Annotated in this window: 20 protein-coding genes and 10 pseudogenes; 3 read left to right on the top strand and 27 right to left on the bottom strand. The window is 42.7% G+C overall.

The genetic code is table 11. The features are described from left to right. The 4 genes and pseudogenes from catB to ITG10_RS16095 form a co-directional block, all read right to left on the bottom strand. Nucleotides 1–599, bottom strand: a pseudogene (gene catB, locus ITG10_RS16110) (type B chloramphenicol O-acetyltransferase). A gap of 120 nt (nt 600–719) precedes the next feature. After that, a pseudogene (locus ITG10_RS16105) lies at nt 720–1,452 on the bottom strand (SDR family oxidoreductase). A gap of 103 nt (nt 1,453–1,555) precedes the next feature. Next, entirely contained in the window at nt 1,556–1,909 is a 354-nt protein-coding gene (locus ITG10_RS16100; protein ID WP_248386527.1) for a nuclear transport factor 2 family protein, read from the bottom strand. A gap of 74 nt (nt 1,910–1,983) precedes the next feature. Next, complete coding sequence (locus ITG10_RS16095) at nt 1,984–2,700, bottom strand: HAD family hydrolase (RefSeq protein WP_017631894.1); 717 nt, start codon at nt 2,698–2,700, stop codon at nt 1,984–1,986. Nucleotides 2,701–2,966: 266 nt separating this feature from the next. Between ITG10_RS16095 and ITG10_RS16090 the strand changes: the two genes are divergently transcribed. Continuing rightward, nucleotides 2,967–3,299 (top strand): PBPRA1643 family SWIM/SEC-C metal-binding motif protein, encoded by a 333-nt coding sequence (locus ITG10_RS16090; RefSeq protein WP_017631895.1) that lies wholly within the window; start codon nt 2,967–2,969, stop codon nt 3,297–3,299. Between the two features lie 92 nt (nt 3,300–3,391). On the opposite strand, the gene ITG10_RS16085 is transcribed toward ITG10_RS16090, so the two are convergent. From ITG10_RS16085 to ITG10_RS16055, 8 genes and pseudogenes are all read right to left on the bottom strand, one after another. Further along, entirely contained in the window at nt 3,392–3,943 is a 552-nt protein-coding gene (locus ITG10_RS16085) for a DUF1349 domain-containing protein (RefSeq protein WP_017631896.1), read from the bottom strand. Between the two features lie 17 nt (nt 3,944–3,960). Continuing rightward, nucleotides 3,961–4,296, bottom strand: a complete 336-nt coding sequence (locus ITG10_RS16080; RefSeq protein ID WP_248386525.1) for a hypothetical protein — start codon at nt 4,294–4,296, stop codon at nt 3,961–3,963. Continuing rightward, entirely contained in the window at nt 4,272–4,523 is a 252-nt protein-coding gene (locus tag ITG10_RS16075; protein ID WP_248386523.1) for a hypothetical protein, read from the bottom strand. Before ITG10_RS16075 ends, ITG10_RS16080 begins: the two co-directional genes overlap by 25 nt. Next, complete coding sequence (locus tag ITG10_RS16070; RefSeq protein ID WP_248386522.1) at nt 4,520–4,987, bottom strand: radical SAM protein; 468 nt, start codon at nt 4,985–4,987, stop codon at nt 4,520–4,522. Before ITG10_RS16070 ends, ITG10_RS16075 begins: the two co-directional genes overlap by 4 nt. A gap of 169 nt (nt 4,988–5,156) precedes the next feature. Next, a pseudogene (locus tag ITG10_RS26500) lies at nt 5,157–5,382 on the bottom strand (hypothetical protein). A gap of 128 nt (nt 5,383–5,510) precedes the next feature. Next, nucleotides 5,511–6,029 carry an adenylate kinase gene (locus ITG10_RS16065; protein WP_017631898.1) on the bottom strand — a complete coding sequence of 173 codons (519 nt, stop codon included), beginning with the start codon at nt 6,027–6,029 and terminating at the stop codon, nt 5,511–5,513. A gap of 198 nt (nt 6,030–6,227) precedes the next feature. After that, the gene (locus tag ITG10_RS16060; RefSeq protein ID WP_248386521.1) at nt 6,228–6,650 is read right to left on the bottom strand and encodes a nuclear transport factor 2 family protein; all 423 of its coding nucleotides are present in this window, start codon (nt 6,648–6,650) and stop codon (nt 6,228–6,230) included. Nucleotides 6,651–6,844: 194 nt separating this feature from the next. Continuing rightward, complete coding sequence (locus ITG10_RS16055; RefSeq protein ID WP_017631900.1) at nt 6,845–7,753, bottom strand: LysR family transcriptional regulator; 909 nt, start codon at nt 7,751–7,753, stop codon at nt 6,845–6,847. 190 nt (nt 7,754–7,943) lie between these two features. Here ITG10_RS16055 and ITG10_RS16050 point away from each other — a divergent pair, with 190 nt between their 5' ends. Continuing rightward, nucleotides 7,944–8,270: an NAD(P)H-dependent oxidoreductase gene (locus tag ITG10_RS16050; protein ID WP_248386520.1), complete on the top strand. Its 327-nt coding sequence runs from the start codon at nt 7,944–7,946 to the stop codon at nt 8,268–8,270. Between the two features lie 20 nt (nt 8,271–8,290). Continuing rightward, nucleotides 8,291–8,902, top strand: a pseudogene (locus ITG10_RS16045) (flavodoxin family protein); the annotation flags it as partial. A 113-nt stretch (nt 8,903–9,015) separates the two neighbouring features. Here ITG10_RS16045 and ITG10_RS16040 read toward each other — a convergent pair. The 15 genes and pseudogenes from ITG10_RS16040 to ITG10_RS15970 form a co-directional block, all read right to left on the bottom strand. Continuing rightward, nucleotides 9,016–9,426, bottom strand: coding sequence for a DUF6653 family protein (locus ITG10_RS16040; RefSeq protein WP_348983557.1), 411 nt, complete (start codon nt 9,424–9,426; stop codon nt 9,016–9,018). Nucleotides 9,427–9,540: 114 nt separating this feature from the next. After that, nucleotides 9,541–9,996 (bottom strand): DUF302 domain-containing protein, encoded by a 456-nt coding sequence (locus ITG10_RS16035; RefSeq protein WP_248386518.1) that lies wholly within the window; start codon nt 9,994–9,996, stop codon nt 9,541–9,543. Between the two features lie 192 nt (nt 9,997–10,188). After that, nucleotides 10,189–11,192: pseudogene (locus tag ITG10_RS16030) on the bottom strand (S66 peptidase family protein). An 89-nt stretch (nt 11,193–11,281) separates the two neighbouring features. After that, nucleotides 11,282–11,728 (bottom strand): GNAT family N-acetyltransferase, encoded by a 447-nt coding sequence (locus ITG10_RS16025; RefSeq protein ID WP_017629719.1) that lies wholly within the window; start codon nt 11,726–11,728, stop codon nt 11,282–11,284. Nucleotides 11,729–11,845: 117 nt separating this feature from the next. After that, nucleotides 11,846–12,103, bottom strand: coding sequence for a hypothetical protein (locus tag ITG10_RS16020; protein ID WP_017629718.1), 258 nt, complete (start codon nt 12,101–12,103; stop codon nt 11,846–11,848). Between the two features lie 208 nt (nt 12,104–12,311). Next, entirely contained in the window at nt 12,312–12,698 is a 387-nt protein-coding gene (locus tag ITG10_RS16015) for an OsmC family protein (protein WP_248386517.1), read from the bottom strand. Nucleotides 12,699–12,720: 22 nt separating this feature from the next. Then, nucleotides 12,721–13,135, bottom strand: a pseudogene (locus ITG10_RS16010) (GNAT family N-acetyltransferase). Nucleotides 13,136–13,297: 162 nt separating this feature from the next. Continuing rightward, nucleotides 13,298–13,876 carry an HD domain-containing protein gene (locus ITG10_RS16005; protein ID WP_248386516.1) on the bottom strand — a complete coding sequence of 193 codons (579 nt, stop codon included), beginning with the start codon at nt 13,874–13,876 and terminating at the stop codon, nt 13,298–13,300. Between the two features lie 68 nt (nt 13,877–13,944). Further along, nucleotides 13,945–14,353: pseudogene (locus ITG10_RS16000) on the bottom strand (GNAT family N-acetyltransferase). Nucleotides 14,354–14,388: 35 nt separating this feature from the next. Beyond that, a pseudogene (locus tag ITG10_RS15995) lies at nt 14,389–14,818 on the bottom strand (GNAT family N-acetyltransferase). Nucleotides 14,819–14,876: 58 nt separating this feature from the next. Then, the gene (locus tag ITG10_RS15990; protein WP_017629712.1) at nt 14,877–15,221 is read right to left on the bottom strand and encodes a hypothetical protein; all 345 of its coding nucleotides are present in this window, start codon (nt 15,219–15,221) and stop codon (nt 14,877–14,879) included. 38 nt (nt 15,222–15,259) lie between these two features. Further along, a pseudogene (locus ITG10_RS15985) lies at nt 15,260–15,737 on the bottom strand (GNAT family N-acetyltransferase). 36 nt (nt 15,738–15,773) lie between these two features. Further along, nucleotides 15,774–16,138, bottom strand: a pseudogene (locus ITG10_RS15980) (VOC family protein). Nucleotides 16,139–16,288: 150 nt separating this feature from the next. After that, a complete protein-coding gene (locus ITG10_RS15975) occupies nt 16,289–16,549 on the bottom strand; it encodes a hypothetical protein (RefSeq protein WP_248386515.1) in 261 nt (86 codons plus the stop codon). Between the two features lie 181 nt (nt 16,550–16,730). Then, nucleotides 16,731–17,087: a hypothetical protein gene (locus ITG10_RS15970; protein WP_017629708.1), complete on the bottom strand. Its 357-nt coding sequence runs from the start codon at nt 17,085–17,087 to the stop codon at nt 16,731–16,733. Nucleotides 17,088–17,117 lie beyond the last annotated feature (30 nt).

Genomic DNA, 17,117 nt, shown 5'->3' with positions numbered 1-17,117 from the left:
TTAGGCGAAAGTCTTCCAGTACTGGTACAAGCCTTCTATATCTGAAGAGCACATCAAGGTCATAGCACCTTTGATTTGCTCTTCGCTCCATTCCCACCACTTCATTTCTAATAGCTGTGTAATTTCAGCTTCGCTAAAGCGGTATCGGATGTGGCGTGCTGGGTTCGAACCGACAATCGAATATGGTGCCACATCTTTGGTCACAACCGCTCGACTCGCGATAATGGCTCCGTCACCGACCTTAACACCACTCATGATCATCGCTTCTGTGCCAATCCACACGTCGTTACCAATAACGGTATCACCAGAGCGCTCAAAGCCGTCGATTGCACCTTCAAACTTCTCATCGTCTTGATAGAAAAACGGAAGGTACTCACCCACTGGTTTTGATGTCCTTGGTTACCCGCCATCATGAACACGGCACCAGAGCCAATCGAGCAATAACTGCCGATGATTAACTTATCGATGTCCGTTCTATCAGGCAAAAGGTAACGCGCACAATCATCAAAGCTGTGGTTGTGGTAATAACCTGAGTAATAGCTGTGTTCGCCCACAATGATGTTTGGGTTAGTCACTTGTTCTTTGAGTGATTTGCCCACAAATGGGCTTTCAAAATAGTTTTCATGTTTGTACTCTTAGTTTCGTTCTTTTAGTTAGGTACTTTTGTTGCGTGTTTATGATTTTAACGGGTTTGTCTTTAGTGTGAAAACTAACTTGTCCTATCGCCCGCCAGCAATATCAATAAACGAACCAGTCACATATGAAGCTTCGTCTGACAATAACCAAGCAATCGAGTTAGCCACTTCTTCTGGTGTGCCCCCTCGTTGTAGTGGCAATTGCGACGCTAATCTATCAACTCTATCTGGCTCTCCGCCATCGGCGTGCATCTCCGTGTAGATACAGCCTGGTCTAACACCGTTAACGCGAATATTGCGTGCAGCTAATTCTAGCGATAATCCTTTGGTCAGTGAATCCATCGCGCCCTTAGACGCAGCGTAATCTACATACTCAAACGGCGCACCCAGTTCGTGAAGCTGCGGAAGAGACATTCACAATCGAGCCCGCACCATCAGCTTGTTTGATAAAGGCTTTACTGCATAAGAAGCAGCTCGAGACATTCGATTTCATGACCTTTTCAAAGCGGTCAATTTCGATGTCTTCTAGTGCAGATTGGGTAAACAAGATCCCAGCGTTATTGACCAAGTGGGTAATTGGCCCAAGCTTATGACGAGCAATCTCGAACAGGGATTTTACATCCGACTCTACCGACACATCGGCACGCACACAGATAGCCGTTCCGCCCTGCTCACGTATCTCATTCACCAGTTCATCAGCTCTTGATTCGTTGTGTATGAAGTTGACACACACTGCATAGCCTCGTTTTGCTAATAGCTTCGATGTGGCGGCACCAATGCCTCGGCTTCCGCCTGTAACGATTACGACCTTGTTCATGAAATCTCCTAACTCGCTGACTTTTACTTATCTCATTGTTGTTATGCATATACTCTATTGTGAGCTTCGTGTTATTTTATTTGGTGTTCTGCATTTGGCCTTGTTACTTGAGTGACTCAGGGCTCACTATCTGAACCCACTTTGCACGCCACGCTTGTGCAGCAAAGCCATCAGGCCAAAACTCGGTTTGCTTTTGGATTAAACCATCAACAACCGTGTGAAAGGTAATCACGCGATCATTTAATACACTATCCGTCACTGATACATCAGTCACTACAGTATCACCTTCGCAAACAATCGAGTTCAGCTCAAACTTCCAAACACCATTCGCTGGGTATTCAGAATTGATAGCTGTGAAGTTATTACGCCCTATCGTCAATTCAGACGACTGGGGCCAATAACCTTGAAAGTCTTCCGCTAGCCATTCGGCCGCTTTGGCGAAGTCGTTGGTGCGCATTGCATCCCAAAACCTAATACCACGTCTTTTGATGTCATCATTCTTCCTTAAATTATCGAGCTCATTAAAAGCGATTAAGCATATTTACCAATGATCGTTAAAAGATCATCGATATTATTAGCAATGTAATCGGGTTTGGTTTGCCAGTTTTCGGGTTCAGAACGGCTATAACCCGCTGCTACCGCAATAACCTTTGCTTTATCGCCAAGTGCAGCTTCGATATTGCGTGCAAACTGTGTGTCCGCTTCATGATCGCCGATATACATCAAACAGAGTTCATCGTTTTGCGCTTCACCAAAGATGCTTTCAACACACTTGATACCACCGAATGGATGCGGTTTTTGGTTCCCATTTGATACGTCGTCATAACCGACAACCGATTTAAACAAATCACCAATGCCATAACTGTCGAGTACACCACGAATATTCAATTGAGAGTTTTGAGAACAAATACCATGAGGAAGATGAGCGAACTGGCTAATCACTGCTTCCATGCCATCAAACAGTGCAACAGGTGTCTGGTTTTTCTCTTGATGCTCGGCCCACATTCCACCAGCGACCAACATTTCATCATGTGACATTCCGTAGTAATCGACATAAAGGGCTTGCCAATTTTTAGCACCGTGATTGGCTTCGTGATAAAGCGCCTCGCTCAACAAATATTTCGGCAAATTATCTCCCGACAAATGTGGCGCAACCACTGAGATAATGTCTTTGGTTATTGCGATATTCTTTGGAACGGAATTAACTAAGGTTCCATCGTAATCCCACAGGATGGCATCTAACTTCATACACTATCTCTTTGTTTAAATTGACGATTTGAATTTATCACTCAAAACCCTGTTGAGGGAAACCTTATTGTCTCCAAATTCAAATTTAATCCAAACTCAACCCAAAATAGACACGTCATCGAACAACACACCAGTTGGACACAAAAGCCAAACAGGCTTTGCTCACATCACTGCTTTATCAATTGGAATATATGCGTATAATCCCCGCTTCATTGCGCTATCTACGTTAAAAATAGCGCCATTCAACATTTTTAATGAGTACCCCAATGTCGAAACTATTTTTCAAAGGCCGTATCGAAACAAGACACAACCACGTTCTTGCTGGCTACAATGTAAACCGCGATGTAAAAGCGGGTACTGAAGAATCTCCAATCGCTGCAATGGTTCAAACTGAAGCTCGTAAAGCAGAAGTTGAAGCACTGGCTGCTGAACACGCTATCTTCGTTAACGTAACGGTAGATGCAGAGAAAGAAGAGAACACGATTGAGCTTGATACTGTACTAAACAAGCCAAAAACAGTGACGTTTGAAAAAACGCCTAACCGTAACGACCCATGTTCTTGTGGTAGCGGTAAGAAATACAAGAAGTGCTGCGCATAAACGCTTTGAACTGAAAGATTTAAAAACGGACTGGTAGCAATATCGGTCCGTTTTTTATACGCTAAGAAAGCTATTCAGCGTAAGACAATCTATTAAGTGTCAGACAAACTAAAGTCACTAAACTTGGCAAAATTAGGCGTCGCCTTACTGCCACTGAACGTATAAAGCATCACACCCTGCTCACTGCCTACTAACGAATCAAACGTGATCACTTCCTGCCATTGCTCTTTTTCTAACGGGCGGAAATGGGCGCTGACTTTCCCCTCTTTCTTAACGAGCTTTACCGACACACTAGATTCGCTAAACAACAGACGTTCTTTAATTTGTGGCTGGCCATTTTGCTCTACAACAAACACTAATGAGCGCTCGCCCATGAACATCTCTTTGCTCACTTTAATGTAGTTGTCGTTATCCCAGTAAATACCTAAGCCAGCTTGTTCAAATGCACGATTTGGATCTAATTGAACTGTTACTTCTGTGCTGTAATCCGAGCTAGATACTGGATGAACGAAGATGTTATCAACATCAGCTGAACCTGCACCAAAGATATTCCCTTCTTGCACTTGCATCGTCAGTGCGTCATTTTCCAAAGACCAATGTTCAGGATTTTCATTTCTGATTTGCCAGTTAACGAGGTTATTCATGTTATTAGTCCTTGCTGCTAGATCATGCGTTGACGGAGTTGATAAAACACGTTGTCGAGCTCATCGGCGTTTTGCTTTTGAATGCGATTAAGCTCTCTTTGCACAGAATCGTACATAAGTTGGTTATCCATGTCTTTCAATGTCGCGTAATAATGAATACGACGTCCCAAGATAAAGTTATTCTGGTCATTCTCACTCATCATATTGAAACGGTCGATTGTCGCTAAGAACTTCGCTTTATCCTGTGGCAACTGTCCGTTCAGCTCCATCAACAAATTAATACCGTGATAGTTACCATAGTTGCCCGTCACGCCGTTGAGTTTGCTGATCAGTTGATATTGTTCTTCAAGCATTTCACGTTCGCTAAGTGGCGTGAACTCTGCACTTTGCACCAGTTCATCAATTCGGTTCCAGGCTTCACAGCAAGCGACAAAATACGTATTTCATCTGGGTTGATTTGGTTGAGTAACGCCGCCGTTTCTTCTACATGCTGCGCTGAATACTCTTTACCACCCAAGCCAAGGATAATGAAGGTCATCATCTTCATACCCGCTTGTTTCGCGTACTCGGTCGATTTCAAAATAGACTTTGGCGTAATGCCCTTTTCATCAGTTTCAGAACATCAATAGAGCCCGATTCCATACCGCAATAAAGCATGTTGAGTCCTGCATCACAGATGGCTTTCATCTCTTCAGGCGACTTCTTAGTCATGCTTTGTGCTCGTCCATAAGAGCTGATTTGCTTTAACTCTGGGAAAGCTTGTTTGAGTGTATTCAAAACATCCAGCAAGTCTTCAGTATCCATAGTGAATGAATCACCGTCTTGTAGGAAACACGTTTCAAACTTACGGTTCTTGTAGAACGCTTTTGCAGCCCAAATGTCTTTCTTAATATCTTCAACGGGACGAATGGCAAACTCCATCCCCTCAAACAGCGTACAGAATTTACACTTGTTCCAAGGACAACCTTGGGTGGTACGAATCAATAAGCTACCCGCTTCTGAAGGTGGACGAATTGGCCCTTGTTGGAACTGATACTGTGTCATTTGAATGCCCAATAATTAACTATTCGCATAGGCTACTGGAAAGCGATTCAATGAAAAACACGGTGCAATTTGAATTATTATCAAATAAAAGCGGATAATTGAATTAGAAGAATGTTGAAGTGTTAAAGTGTTGAAGTGTTGAAGTGTTGAAGTGTTGAATAGATTAAGGCTAATCGAGGTTATCTGGTGTACTTAAATTGGTTCCACACTTTATACATTTATAGTCACCGTTTCCGCCACTTGAAGATAGAGACGATAAAATCATTCCAAGCAACCCTGGCTTCTTTTCATGCTGTGGCGCTTTTTCGGCTTGGTTACTGAACATAGTGTACTTATGCAATGTCAGTTCCCTACAGTTACAACAGAAACGCTCTTGTTTGTTCGCTTCCATACATAATATCTATCGCCTTTACCAATCACAAAATTCAACGCATGGCAAATATGCCACACGTCGAACTAAATCGATACACTTTATAAAGTCATTTTCAAATCAAAATGTCCTTGTGTGGTCTTGGTTTTCTACTTATGAACCAACATGTTGGCGCACAAAGTTATTCAACTCAGTCACGCTTGTGATGATGTGTACCTCTTTATCTTTGGCTCGTAATTCTAAGCGTGCTCTGAAGTCGTCATTCCAAAATTTAGGGCACAGTTTTAGTGTCTTGTAACTTTGTATTGTCCCTTTCACAACTGAACTGCCTTCAGGCCAGCCTTCTGGTTTCACAAACAAACCTTTCAACATGCGTTTGGTCACAAACCAATAGTTCAGCGGATAAGGAAGGTCGATATAAACCAAGGTATCTGCCGCGTCTAAGCGCTTGTTAAACGAGTCTAGCGGGCCAAAGCCATCGATGATCCAACTGTCAGAACTCAGTATGCTTTCGTGTGCTTGTTCAAACTCAGCACTATCAACGAACTCGCCATTCGCCTTGTAAACGATGGAGTCTAACTGGTGAAGCTCTACGCCAGTTGCGGCTGCGAGTGCTTTACTGACAGTAGATTTGCCACTACCAGGCTTACCAAATACCGCTATTTTCTTCATGTAACTTCCTTCTTTGAGATAAAACCCATAAGGCAGATACGAAAAACCCACCTCATGGGTGGGTTCGATAAATAAAGCGCATCAAAAATCCCACCATTCCTAAGGAATGATGATAATTCGTTGGTTAAGTTGCGCTAAATTCATTTTCATAAGATTACTTTTATATATCGTCGTGTTGTTGTCAAACTGACAAACAAATTAATCGACCGGGTAAAATTCTGACTGACCGCCTTTATTGTTGAGACTTGGCAATAATGTCATGGCCGTACGAGTTATCGATTGAGCATAACCAAATACCATCTTCACCCTTATTAAACACATAAGTCGCTTTACGGACAAACTCAGGTGATTCGGCGCAGACAGTACCGTGTTTGCCAATACCAGTGCAGTATCTCCTGTTTCAAGGATTTCCATACCGTCTTGTTTTACTTGCAGACCGTTCTTGAAATAAACAGCAATCGCCTCGAAAGCAGTACGAATCGCCGCTTTACCTTCGGCATTTTTGCCAGGCTCAACAACCAAAATCGCATCATCGGTATAAATACCAAGTAGTGTGTCAAAGTCTTCTGCCACGATGGCATTGTCAGCTTTTCTGATTTGTTCGATTATCGGGTGAGTCATAACTTCTCCATCTTTATTAAGGCATATGAATATGTAAACAACATTAATTAACATACTCCATCCTGTTGGAGATACAAAGTCAGAGTTGAGTCAGAAAGTAATAATGACTTGAAGTGAGTCTCTCGTCTTTTCTACTTTCAATGGTCGTACTACCGGTTGATAACGACCGAAGAAGAAATAGATAGCGACATTAATTAAACGGACTTTCCTAATAGCTTTTCGTATAAGAAATCGATAAGAACCCGAACTCGACGCGCTTTTTGCGTGTTGCGATGAAAATATAAATAGAGACCGACATTGTCACTCCAACAGTGTTCTAGTATCGGTACCAACTCACCAGACTTAAGCTCGTTTTCCACCATGGGTTCGAGCAAACGGCCAATACCAAGCCCTTTCTTGGCTGCGTCGATCATTATATCGGTATCATTTACCGTCATCGCGGTCTCAACATTTACGTGCACCGTATTTTCATTATCCATGAGTGGCAATAACGCGAGCTTATTCGACGTGATAAACCGATATTGAATCAACTTATGCTGTGATAAGCCCTCGATGCTTTCAGGCATTCCGTGCTTTTCTAGGTAACTTGGCGATGCAAACAAGGCTTCTTTTAACCTTGGTGTGATAGGTTTCGCTATCATTCCCTCTTCGACTTTATCTCCAAACCGAATACCTAAATCAATCCCGTTTTTTAGGATATCGACAGTCGCATCAGAAATTGAAATCTCCAACTGAATGCCTGGATAAAGGAGACAGAATTCAGCGTAGATAGGCTCTATCCACTGCTTATAAGCAAAGCGCGGAAGCGTAATGGATACATGCCCTGAAGCATTACGACTAAGATCTGCGACGCTCTCCATGGCAACATTCAAGTCGCTTATTGCATCGACGGTTCTTGTATATAAGGTTCTACCCGCTTCGGTAAGTTCCACTCTTCTGGTCGTGCGAATAAACAGAGGCAAACCAAGCTGTTGTTCGAGTGCTTTTAAAGATTGGCTCACCGATGCAGGCGCCACCTCAAGTTGGCGTGCGGCCCCAGAAATAGAACCCTCACTGACAATGGCATGGAACATCGTCAGTTGGTTGTATGTCGCTCCCTTCATCGTTTATTACCTACCGTTTTATTTAGTCGACGCTCGTTATTCAATAGACGTCACTTCGTTCAATATAGCTAACTTACCACAACCCATTATTAAGTGTAGCCTAAGAGTTATTTAGCTATTCATCATCTAAAACTTACAACCAAACACGCTTATGATTGCTTCATCAATTACGAACAATGAGACAGTCACCATGAGCAAAACACTTGTTATTTCAGGCCACTCTAACCTAGCTGAGTCATACACTAATACGTTAATCATCGATACGTTAGAAACAGAGATGAACGATGTGTCTGTTCGACGTTTAGACACGCTTTACCCAGATTACAAAATTGACGTTGAAGCCGAGCAAGCTGCGTTAATTGAAGCTGACGTGGTTGTGCTGCAGTTCCCGTTCTACTGGTACTCGGTGCCTGCATTATTAAAGAAATGGTTAGACGATGTGATGACCTTTAACTTTGCGTTTGGCCCAGAAGGAAACAAGCTAAAGGTAAAGACTTCTTCCTCTCTTTCACGGTAGGTGGTCCCAAAGAGTCTTATGACCCTTTAAGCTATAACCACTTTACGATTGAACAGTTCATGTTCCCATTACAACAAACCGCGTACCTTGCGAACATGAACTATCACGCTCCGGTTTACACGCATCGTATGGTGTACATCCCTAACGTGTATAACAAACTCGAAGAGGTTCAAGCACGCGCGAAAGACCATGCATCTCGTCTAATGGAGCAAATCCGCAGTGTTACTCAATCGGGCGAGCAACTGGTTCGCAAGTTTGTATCAGGTTGGTTTGAGCAGTTAGACACACTACCAGAGCAAGACGCGCAGTTTATTCCGTCACTCGCATCTGATGTCGTGTTCAACATGCCAGAAGGCAAATTTGTTGGTCACGCAGGATTTAAAGATTGGTATTCAATCGTGCGTTCGACCTTCAAACCAAACTGTTCTCATGAAATTGAACAATTAGAGATCAAGCCATTGGGTTCGCAGTATAAAGTGAGCCTGCATGTAAGACTTAAAGCAGACACATACCCAGACTCGCCAATGAAAGGTGAAGCCGTGGAGCTTGTGGTGAACGAAACTTGGTTGGTCTCTGTTGATGAAAACAACAGCGTGAAGATTCACGAATATGAAGTGGTCGCGTTAGCTTAGATCTTGAAACAAAGAATAATCTAGCGGTCAATGAATACAGTCGGACAGCAGTGAGTGATATCTGCTGTCCCTGTTACCATTATTTTGAGTCACGCATTGAATCACGTAGCCCGTTAATATTCCCAGGCCTTAAATTGAGCGTTCGACGCCTTCATATCATCAAACAGCCACACCATTCGATCTAAGAACCACAACTTAAGTACCAAGACCCAGAAGTTGCCAAACGCGATAAGCCACAGGTCATTGAGGTACAAACCATAGAACAAGATTGGCAAGCCCGGTGCCATCGACGTGCTGATGACGCGAACCGCCGTTAAATGATGTTGTGGGATATCGAGCTGTGCTTTGTCTAAGTATATCCGTTCACCAAATACCGCTTTGGATGCCCAGTTGCTTGTGCTTTTGGGCACACCAAACGCTCTTGGGTTATACCAAATCAAAACAAAGCCAAGCCGATGAAAAATATGGAGTAGAAACCAATGTATTCTCTCGACCAAATGGCTAGCGAGAGCAGAGATAAGCAAGGAACGCGAGTATATACACTGAGTGGATTCGAATGACGAGCCCAGCTATCTTCACTCATCACCATCATCTTTTCAAAAACTTCATCACAGCACTCGCGCTTTACATTCACTTGGTTACTTTTTTGCAATCGTAGCTTCGGACAGTTTACTTAGAACGCTAGATATTTTCTTAATCACTTCATCACAACCGTTAATTGCGTGGCGGTTTAGTAAGTAATTAGGATCGTTGTAAGATAGCCACACTTTCTTGTTCGCGTCTTCACTTACCAACACCTTCTGCGGCAAATCAATAGCGACCTCTTGAGCACATTGCATTAATGGCGTGCCGACTTTTGGATTACCGAAAATAATGACCTCGGTTGGTCTGAGTTCAAGATCAACGTTACTCGCATTTTTCTGATGGTCGATTCTCGCAAACAATGTCAGGCCTTTGCTTTTTGCTATCTCTTCAAAGCGGTCGGCTGTCTCTTTCACTGAATAATTACTTTGGTACTTTATCAAACCGTCAGAAGCGGCGACTGAAAAGGATGCCGAAAGCAAAATGGCGCATAGGGGTAGTAGTTTTTTCATTGTTACCTCTGAGATTTAACCTAATTAAACATACGTTTATCGCGCCATCTTAACGTCGTGGCGTAACCTTCCTCAGTATAGACTTGTTTCAAACCTCAGTTTGCCGAGAGGATCACCTTTCTAATGCGTCTTATTATCATGCAATTGCTTGTACCTAATAGTTGTACCTAACTGTTCTAATACTTTGAGATGTTAAGAGTCAGAGACCCAAGGTCCGTGCAGCTCAAAGGTATGCTCATCAAAATCAATCACACCTTGAACACCAATCGGTGTCACGAGCATTGGATGAGTGTGACAACTGTCAAATCCATACAGTATCGGAATGTCTTTCCATTTAGAACTTCAAGAAGTACGTCGAGTGGTGTGCGTCCTGTCCCTTTGTTATCAAACAACTCGTGCTTTCCGAGAACGATAGCGCCCACCTTATCGAATATGCTACATGCTAATAAGTGAGCAAATGAACGCTCAATCGTCTCAATACCTTTTAATGAGTCTTCAATTAAGAGAATATCGCCATCGCGAATTTCCGGCATGTATTGACTACCCCATATCCCAGCCATCGTGCTCAGATTACCACCAATCACGCGACCACTTACCTTACCATTACCGATGAAATACCATTCGTTTTCATAGACGGGTTTGGCTGAGTTTTGTGTCTCCCAATCGTGTTTGATGTCCGTCCATACCTTGGGCATGGTGTATTGATGTTGGCTCGTGCCTGAGCACAAAAAGCCACTAAATGATTGGAAGGTTTCGTCGACTAACGGCGGGAATTCACCAAATGATGCGACCAGTGCTGGGCCATAAAAAGTCACTAACCCCGTTTTGGCATAAATCGCCAATAACAATGCGGTGACGTCTGAGTATCCGATGATGATCTTCGGATTCTTTCTTAGCGCCTCGTAATCAATATACGGAAGTAAAGAATTACTATTATTGCCACCAATCGTCGACATGATGCAGCGAACTTCAGGATCACGAATCAGTTGGTTTAACTCTTCGGCTCTTGCTTGAATTGAACCAGAACGATAACAGTCAGACTTCCCAGTTAATGAACCTTCAACCAAGGTGAAGCCTTTCGCTTCAAGATAATCTTTAGCTCGATCGAACCTATTAGGAGCGAACACAGTCGCAGGAGAAGACGGTGAGAAAAATCCAATTTTGTCACCTATGTTTAAAACCTTTGGGTATATCACTTCCTTTGTCCTCCATAACAATAAGGAACCGCTATTTTAATCTTTTCAGACTCGTCATTTTTAATGCTAGAACTTATGTGTAGACGTTCTTAGAGTTCGATATAGAGCCTCAACATATCTTGATGTTGAATGCCATTTTCGAAGATCGGTTCTGGATAATGATCGATGAAATGATTCATGATGACTGAATCGACTCGAAAGCCTGCTCGTTGATAGTAAGTAAGCTGATAACCAAAGGTACCCGTCCCTAATTCAACGCGCTTAACGTCATGTCGAGCGAGCTGCTTCAATGCGAAGGCCAACACCTTTGAGCCAATACCTTGTTGTTGATGAGCAGGGCTGACTGACACGTTGAAAATTTCCGCGACATTTTCACCAATGAGTTTAACAACGCAGACACCAAGAATTTGATTGTCTTGCTTGGCAGCGTAACACCATGACTCATCTAGGTATGACTCAATACTGTCTTCTGATGGATCAGCTTCAAGTAACAATGCCATTGGGATTTCGCGTGGCTCAAGTTCTACATATTCCATTTCAACCTCTAAACGCCTGAACACTCACATAGTCAGGTTACTGTAATCTAAGAATCTGATTACTAACAGGTTTAAATCTCAAAAAAACGCTCTGTGATAAGACAAGCTTAATACTTATCAATGCCACGACTTAGTGCCGCACTTCTCGCATTGGTATTGTGCTTCCTGATCAATAAAGAAACTTGAAGCGTGCTTGTCATCTTTAAAAAACAGCGTCATCAAATATTCTATCAAGATTCCTATCTTCCACTGCCTGGCTTCTGATTCAGCTTCCGCTTTTGTTTCAGAATCTAAACGACTGGCAGGCACGTGCGGAGTCAATGAATGACAGGTTTCACAATGGTATGGGTGCTTAATGTATTTATTATCAATCATTTATATGTGCCAACTAACATCTATAAAGTTGATCGCATGGTAACAAGTAATCGTAGGAGACTCTAACTTATTATTTGAAAAGGAATTTTTATCAGAAGGTTAAATTGAAGGAGCAGACACAGGGTAATAATACCATGTGTCATGAATCTATTACTGTTACGGTTAATCGAATTGATGAGCCTAGGTGAGTCAGCGTTAAGCTGCAACTTCAACAGAACAAGTGATCTCGATTGTAGGTTGAAGCATCAAACAAACATGACAATGCTTGGCAACGGCTTCTTGAGCGGCTGAAAGGACATCGCTTTCTGACACACCCTTCGCCTTCACAGTAAAATGCAAATTCGCCGTTTTGTATAAACGAGGTTTCGTCGTCGGTTAATGTATGTGTCACCGAGTTTTCTAAAGCCTCGACTTCGAATCCTTTTTCCTGCAACAGTAAAACGACATCTGTCGCACTGCACCCGCCAAGCGCTGACAGTAACACTTCAGTTGGACACGGAGCGGTATTGCTAGTGGCATCGATATCAAAGCTGAACCCACCTTCTGTTGTGACTTTAAACTGACACTCACGATTCCACTGAACTTTGATACTCATACGTTATTACTCGCTTATTAATTTACGCAATATTGGCTTGGAACTTCTTTGTCATTCCTTGGCAAGCCGGTGAGACAAGCTTATAACCCAACTTCTCGTAAAACGCTGGCTCGTCTGCAATCATTGAAACATACGAACCTTCTAGCGCAACAGAAGAAAAGGTAACGATCGATGTATTCCATTACTTTTCTGCCTAAGCCCTGCCCTTGATATACAGGGTCTACTGCTACATCGACAATCTCGAAGTTACATGCACCATCACCGACAACACGTCCCATTGCGATGAGCTTATTACCATCTCGAATGGAAACGCCATACAAGCTATTAGGCAACGCAATCTTGGCGGCTTTAAGTGATTTAGGTGAAAGCTTGGCTTTAACTCGCATCTCACAAAACTCGCTTGGGCTAGGGACTTTTTCTTCGAATTTAATGGTCATTTATCTACCCTTATGTCGGAAATAGAGAATACACACCACAGCTGTATAAATAAACAGTATCGCGATATTTTGAACAGAATGTCACATTCTAGAAAGCGAGCGGCGATAATTTGATTAAGTCAGTAAGAGACACTTGTAGCCCAAGGTACATTCGAACCTACTTCAGTAACCCTTGTTTTCTGCTGCCATTTCGAGCTGCACCTCGAGTTCACTCCATAGCGCCTTACTGCCCTTAGAAATGCGCTCACTGTTAAAAGTCATTACCTTATCTTTGGATATGTTGTGCTTCTTCCAGCTATGACCACCACCATGAATGTTATGAAGTAAAGGGGGCACTCTATCAATCGCTTTTACCAAATCTCGCTTCCGGTGACTCTCCGCTTCGAATTCAAGCCATAGTTCTAAATACTCGGTTCTTAAAGTGCTAGGTAATGACTTAAGTAGGCGCTCGACACAGTTCCTCTCTTTGAGTTTGTTTTCTTCGGTCTCACTAGCGTAGATGATCGTGTCGCCTGCGTCGATTTCTCCTAGGTCATGAATCAGAAGCATCTTCATCACTCGCGTAATATCAATATCTTCGTTGGCATAGTCTTTCAACATAAGCGCGCTTAAACAGACGTGCCAACTGTGCTCAGCCGAATTCTCATATCGATCCAATCCAACCGGTTTTGTTTGTCGATGAACATCCTTTAGCTTTTCGATTTCAGCCATGAATTGAAGAATGCCTTTAATGTCTTCCACGATGGTCTTCCTTAAGTTGAGTTGATGAGTTTAGATAGGTAAACGGTTAGCGCAATCAGCGAGAGTCATTAACCCCAATGGACAGCCATTTTGTAATAAGAGACACCCGATTTTTCGAATTCACTTCCCTCAACTGCCATCCCGAACCTTTGATAAAAACCTAAAGCAGAGGCTCGAGCGTCACACCAAAAGTAACTTACATTGAACGCTTGCAGGTCTTTGATGGCATGTGCGATCACTTTAGATCCCACACCCTGCCCTTGAAATTCGGGCAATGTAGCGAACTTTACGCAGCCTTGCTTCCTTGCTTTGGACATAAACGGATGCAACACAAACTAATTGCTCACCGACAAACGCACCATAATGCGTGGCATGTTCATCACCTGGCACCATACAAAACGACATTGGTTTATCAGGCCATAAAACCTGGTGCCTAACCGGAAGCACCTCTGTCGCTGAAATCTTTCTAATTTCCATATTCGCTCTTTAAACTTCCGACTTGATTACTTTGGTTACGATATCTGAGGTTGGTACGTCATTAAGTGATAACGCTCTAAACCCTCTCCCTTAGTGGACGAGATTACAAAACCTTGCGAGTGATAAAAGCCAATGGCGTTTTCATTTGAAGTTAAACACTTCAGTTTCAGAACTGAGTAACGTTGCTTGCGGGTATTGAGTAAAGCAGAGCCCGCACCAGAACCGTAGCGCTTGAGGGCAAACATAGAGGTGATGGATGAAGCTCTCAGGTTCCCAAACGGAAACAAAACCTAAAACCTTTTCGCCAGAAACAGCCATCCACATTTGCTCACCCTCTGTATCTTGGTCAAAATCAGACAATTTAAAATCGTTAGCATCTACCCAATGAAAGGTGTTCTGTCTTGATTCTAGATAGAGTACCCGTAAAGCAGCTAAATACTTGGGTTGATATTTTCTGACTTCCATGTAGTTCCTACAAATACGTATTAATAGGATTAAGGTTAAAGCTTACACACCCTTCCATTTACAGTTGCCAAGAACCAAGTTCAACGCCACTTTGAATGACAATCGCACACATCCCGTGACGTGGTAACTCCATTGGAGGTACTGCAACAACAGCTCCGAGCTTTTCTGCTGCATTCACCGCTGATTGAATATCTTCAACTAACGTGTAATGACGTACAACAGGCTCTTCGGTTTCACGAAGTGGCCCTCTGATACCAATAACTCCACCGTTAGACAATTTGGCAGTGCGAGCGCCTCCAAGGTTCATATCGGCATCACTGAACTTGACGTTATAGATTTGAAAATATGTAGCGCAAACGGTATCTACATCAGGGGTTACAATCTCAAGGTATTGAACTTTCATCGATTTTCCTTCTAATTCTCTATGTTATTCCGCTTTAGTTAGCTCTCTTTAATTGCACCACGCATTATGGATTGTGGACCAGCAGCCCCACCCAAATACTGAGCATTCGTATCTTCAAAGCCACCTTTTTTTATAGCAGTCAAATGCTGCGGGATTCTTGCAATTGACCGTTAAGTAAACCCAGTCATACTTTGCGTAATTTGCTTTAAGATACGGAAACAGAGCTCTTACTGTTCCAGTGCCGAGCCCCTTACCTTGTTGGTTTTTATCAAGGACAAATGCTCTCAACCCAAGGCTTCCCTCTGGACAGAATTCATAGTGAGTAGAGTAAGCGATATCGAGTTTAAAGAAACCAACAACGTTATTATCAGACTTGATGACATGTAAATGTGTCGTGTCGCTGCCATCTAGCAAAAACTCGGCGGCTGTTCCCGCAAATTTCACTTGGTCATCCGCCAACTGAATATCGCGAACTGACGCTACATGAGAGTCGTTAAGCCTTTCGATAGTTATCATTATTATTCCTTTTTTTATCTATCTGATTGTCCATGATTAAGAAACGGTGTTAGCGCTAATACCCCGTAATCCAATTAAGTTACCAAAAGGGTCTTCTACTTGGCACATAATGAGTCCGTCTTCGATCTCCATTGGCCCTCGATATAATTTCGCTCCAATGGATTGAAAACGCATAAGCGCTTTATCAAAGTTATCTACTGACCAATACAGCACCGTTCCCTTTTGCCAAACCCGACTTTCTTATCTGCCTGTACAATTTCAATCGAGAAACCATTTATGTCTAGAACCGTAAAGTCGGAGTCTGGATGATAAATGGCAACAGCATCTGGAAAAGCCTTTTTGTACCAACATAACCCTTGCTCAACGCTAGGGACATGGATCAGGATTGCTATCGGGTTCAAGATCTTCTCCCAACTTACGTTACCAAAAATTAATTCCAACAAATGCGATTAGTAACCTACTCTTGAGTGCTCAAAGTGTACGTCACATGTCCTTTATCGGTTAGCGTGAAAGTCCATTCGTTGCTTCCTTCGACATAACGATACTGGTCTTCACTCTGCGTTGGTTCGACCATAGTAAGAAAACCATCTATCGCGGCACTCCCTAGAACGAATTGGCCATTCGAAACTGTTGTTATCCAGGTCATTGGTAACCTCGATACTCGTTGTCGATTCTGGAAGAATATCTGGCAACCACGCTCTATCAAACAGGTTGTCGCTTTTCGCTTCTGCATAAGTTGAATATTCATTCGTCACTTGATCGGAACAGCCGACCAACACCATTAAAGCTGATGTTAATAATATTGATTTCATATTTTTCATTTATTCGTTTTTATAATGCGGTAATTGATTCTGCGCTAGCCATAGCAACGAGAGCAGTATTCTGAATGGATAGTTCGAAGCATATGACCATGCTTCGATAGAAAAGTGCCATGCGTAAATGGTCTATTCGAAATTTTGAATTGATTGATAAGCCAACATCTAACTGGCGAGATTAAAACTCATCACGTGTATCGCGAGAGCTATTGTCAGGAAAATTAAACTTGAGGACGTTATTGTCTTCCAGTGTAAACAGCACACGCCCATTTTCCACATCGGTTTCATTCCTATCTGAACAACCTAGAAAAAGCTCCCAATCAAATGAATACTCAAGTCGATATTGATTCTCGCTCACATGGACCACGTTTTTGATATTAATGCCGTTAACGACATGTGCCATTTCATCGATGTACGACAAATCCGGAACAAGTTTACTTTCAAATTCACTCGCAATTTCGGTTAAGAAATCGATCAGCTCAGAGCATAATTCAGCGCCATCAACTGAAGGCTCAGATTTTCGGTCAAACAGCATTCCCATGCTCCTATGGCTAAATTTTAGTGT

Source organism: Vibrio sp. ED004, assembly GCF_023206395.1.
Taxonomy (GTDB): Bacteria; Pseudomonadota; Gammaproteobacteria; order Enterobacterales; family Vibrionaceae; genus Vibrio.
The sequence above is the reverse complement of the archived record's forward strand: the minus strand, read 5'-3'. Positions and strand labels throughout refer to the sequence as shown.

Bases quoted from the DNA above. Each gene is read 5' to 3' on its own strand.
- ITG10_RS16100 (WP_248386527.1), bottom strand. From the start codon at position 1,909: ATGCGCACCAACGACTTCGCCAAAGCGGCCGAATGGCTAGCGGAAGAC.
- ITG10_RS16095 (WP_017631894.1), bottom strand. From the start codon at position 2,700: ATGAAGTTAGATGCCATCCTGTGGGATTACGATGGAACCTTAGTTAAT.
- ITG10_RS16090 (WP_017631895.1), top strand. From the start codon at position 2,967: ATGTCGAAACTATTTTTCAAAGGCCGTATCGAAACAAGACACAACCAC.
- ITG10_RS16085 (WP_017631896.1), bottom strand. From the start codon at position 3,943: ATGAATAACCTCGTTAACTGGCAAATCAGAAATGAAAATCCTGAACAT.
- ITG10_RS16080 (WP_248386525.1), bottom strand. From the start codon at position 4,296: ATGCTTGAAGAACAATATCAACTGATCAGCAAACTCAACGGCGTGACG.
- ITG10_RS16070 (WP_248386522.1), bottom strand. From the start codon at position 4,987: ATGACACAGTATCAGTTCCAACAAGGGCCAATTCGTCCACCTTCAGAA.
- ITG10_RS16065 (WP_017631898.1), bottom strand. From the start codon at position 6,029: ATGAAGAAAATAGCGGTATTTGGTAAGCCTGGTAGTGGCAAATCTACT.
- ITG10_RS16060 (WP_248386521.1), bottom strand. From the start codon at position 6,650: ATGACTCACCCGATAATCGAACAAATCAGAAAAGCTGACAATGCCATC.
- ITG10_RS16055 (WP_017631900.1), bottom strand. From the start codon at position 7,753: ATGAAGGGAGCGACATACAACCAACTGACGATGTTCCATGCCATTGTC.
- ITG10_RS16050 (WP_248386520.1), top strand. From the start codon at position 7,944: ATGAGCAAAACACTTGTTATTTCAGGCCACTCTAACCTAGCTGAGTCA.
- ITG10_RS16035 (WP_248386518.1), bottom strand. From the start codon at position 9,996: ATGAAAAAACTACTACCCCTATGCGCCATTTTGCTTTCGGCATCCTTT.
- ITG10_RS16025 (WP_017629719.1), bottom strand. From the start codon at position 11,728: ATGGAATATGTAGAACTTGAGCCACGCGAAATCCCAATGGCATTGTTA.
- ITG10_RS16020 (WP_017629718.1), bottom strand. From the start codon at position 12,103: ATGATTGATAATAAATACATTAAGCACCCATACCATTGTGAAACCTGT.
- ITG10_RS16015 (WP_248386517.1), bottom strand. From the start codon at position 12,698: ATGAGTATCAAAGTTCAGTGGAATCGTGAGTGTCAGTTTAAAGTCACA.
- ITG10_RS15990 (WP_017629712.1), bottom strand. From the start codon at position 15,221: ATGAAAGTTCAATACCTTGAGATTGTAACCCCTGATGTAGATACCGTT.
- ITG10_RS15975 (WP_248386515.1), bottom strand. From the start codon at position 16,549: ATGAAATCAATATTATTAACATCAGCTTTAATGGTGTTGGTCGGCTGT.
- ITG10_RS15970 (WP_017629708.1), bottom strand. From the start codon at position 17,087: ATGCTGTTTGACCGAAAATCTGAGCCTTCAGTTGATGGCGCTGAATTA.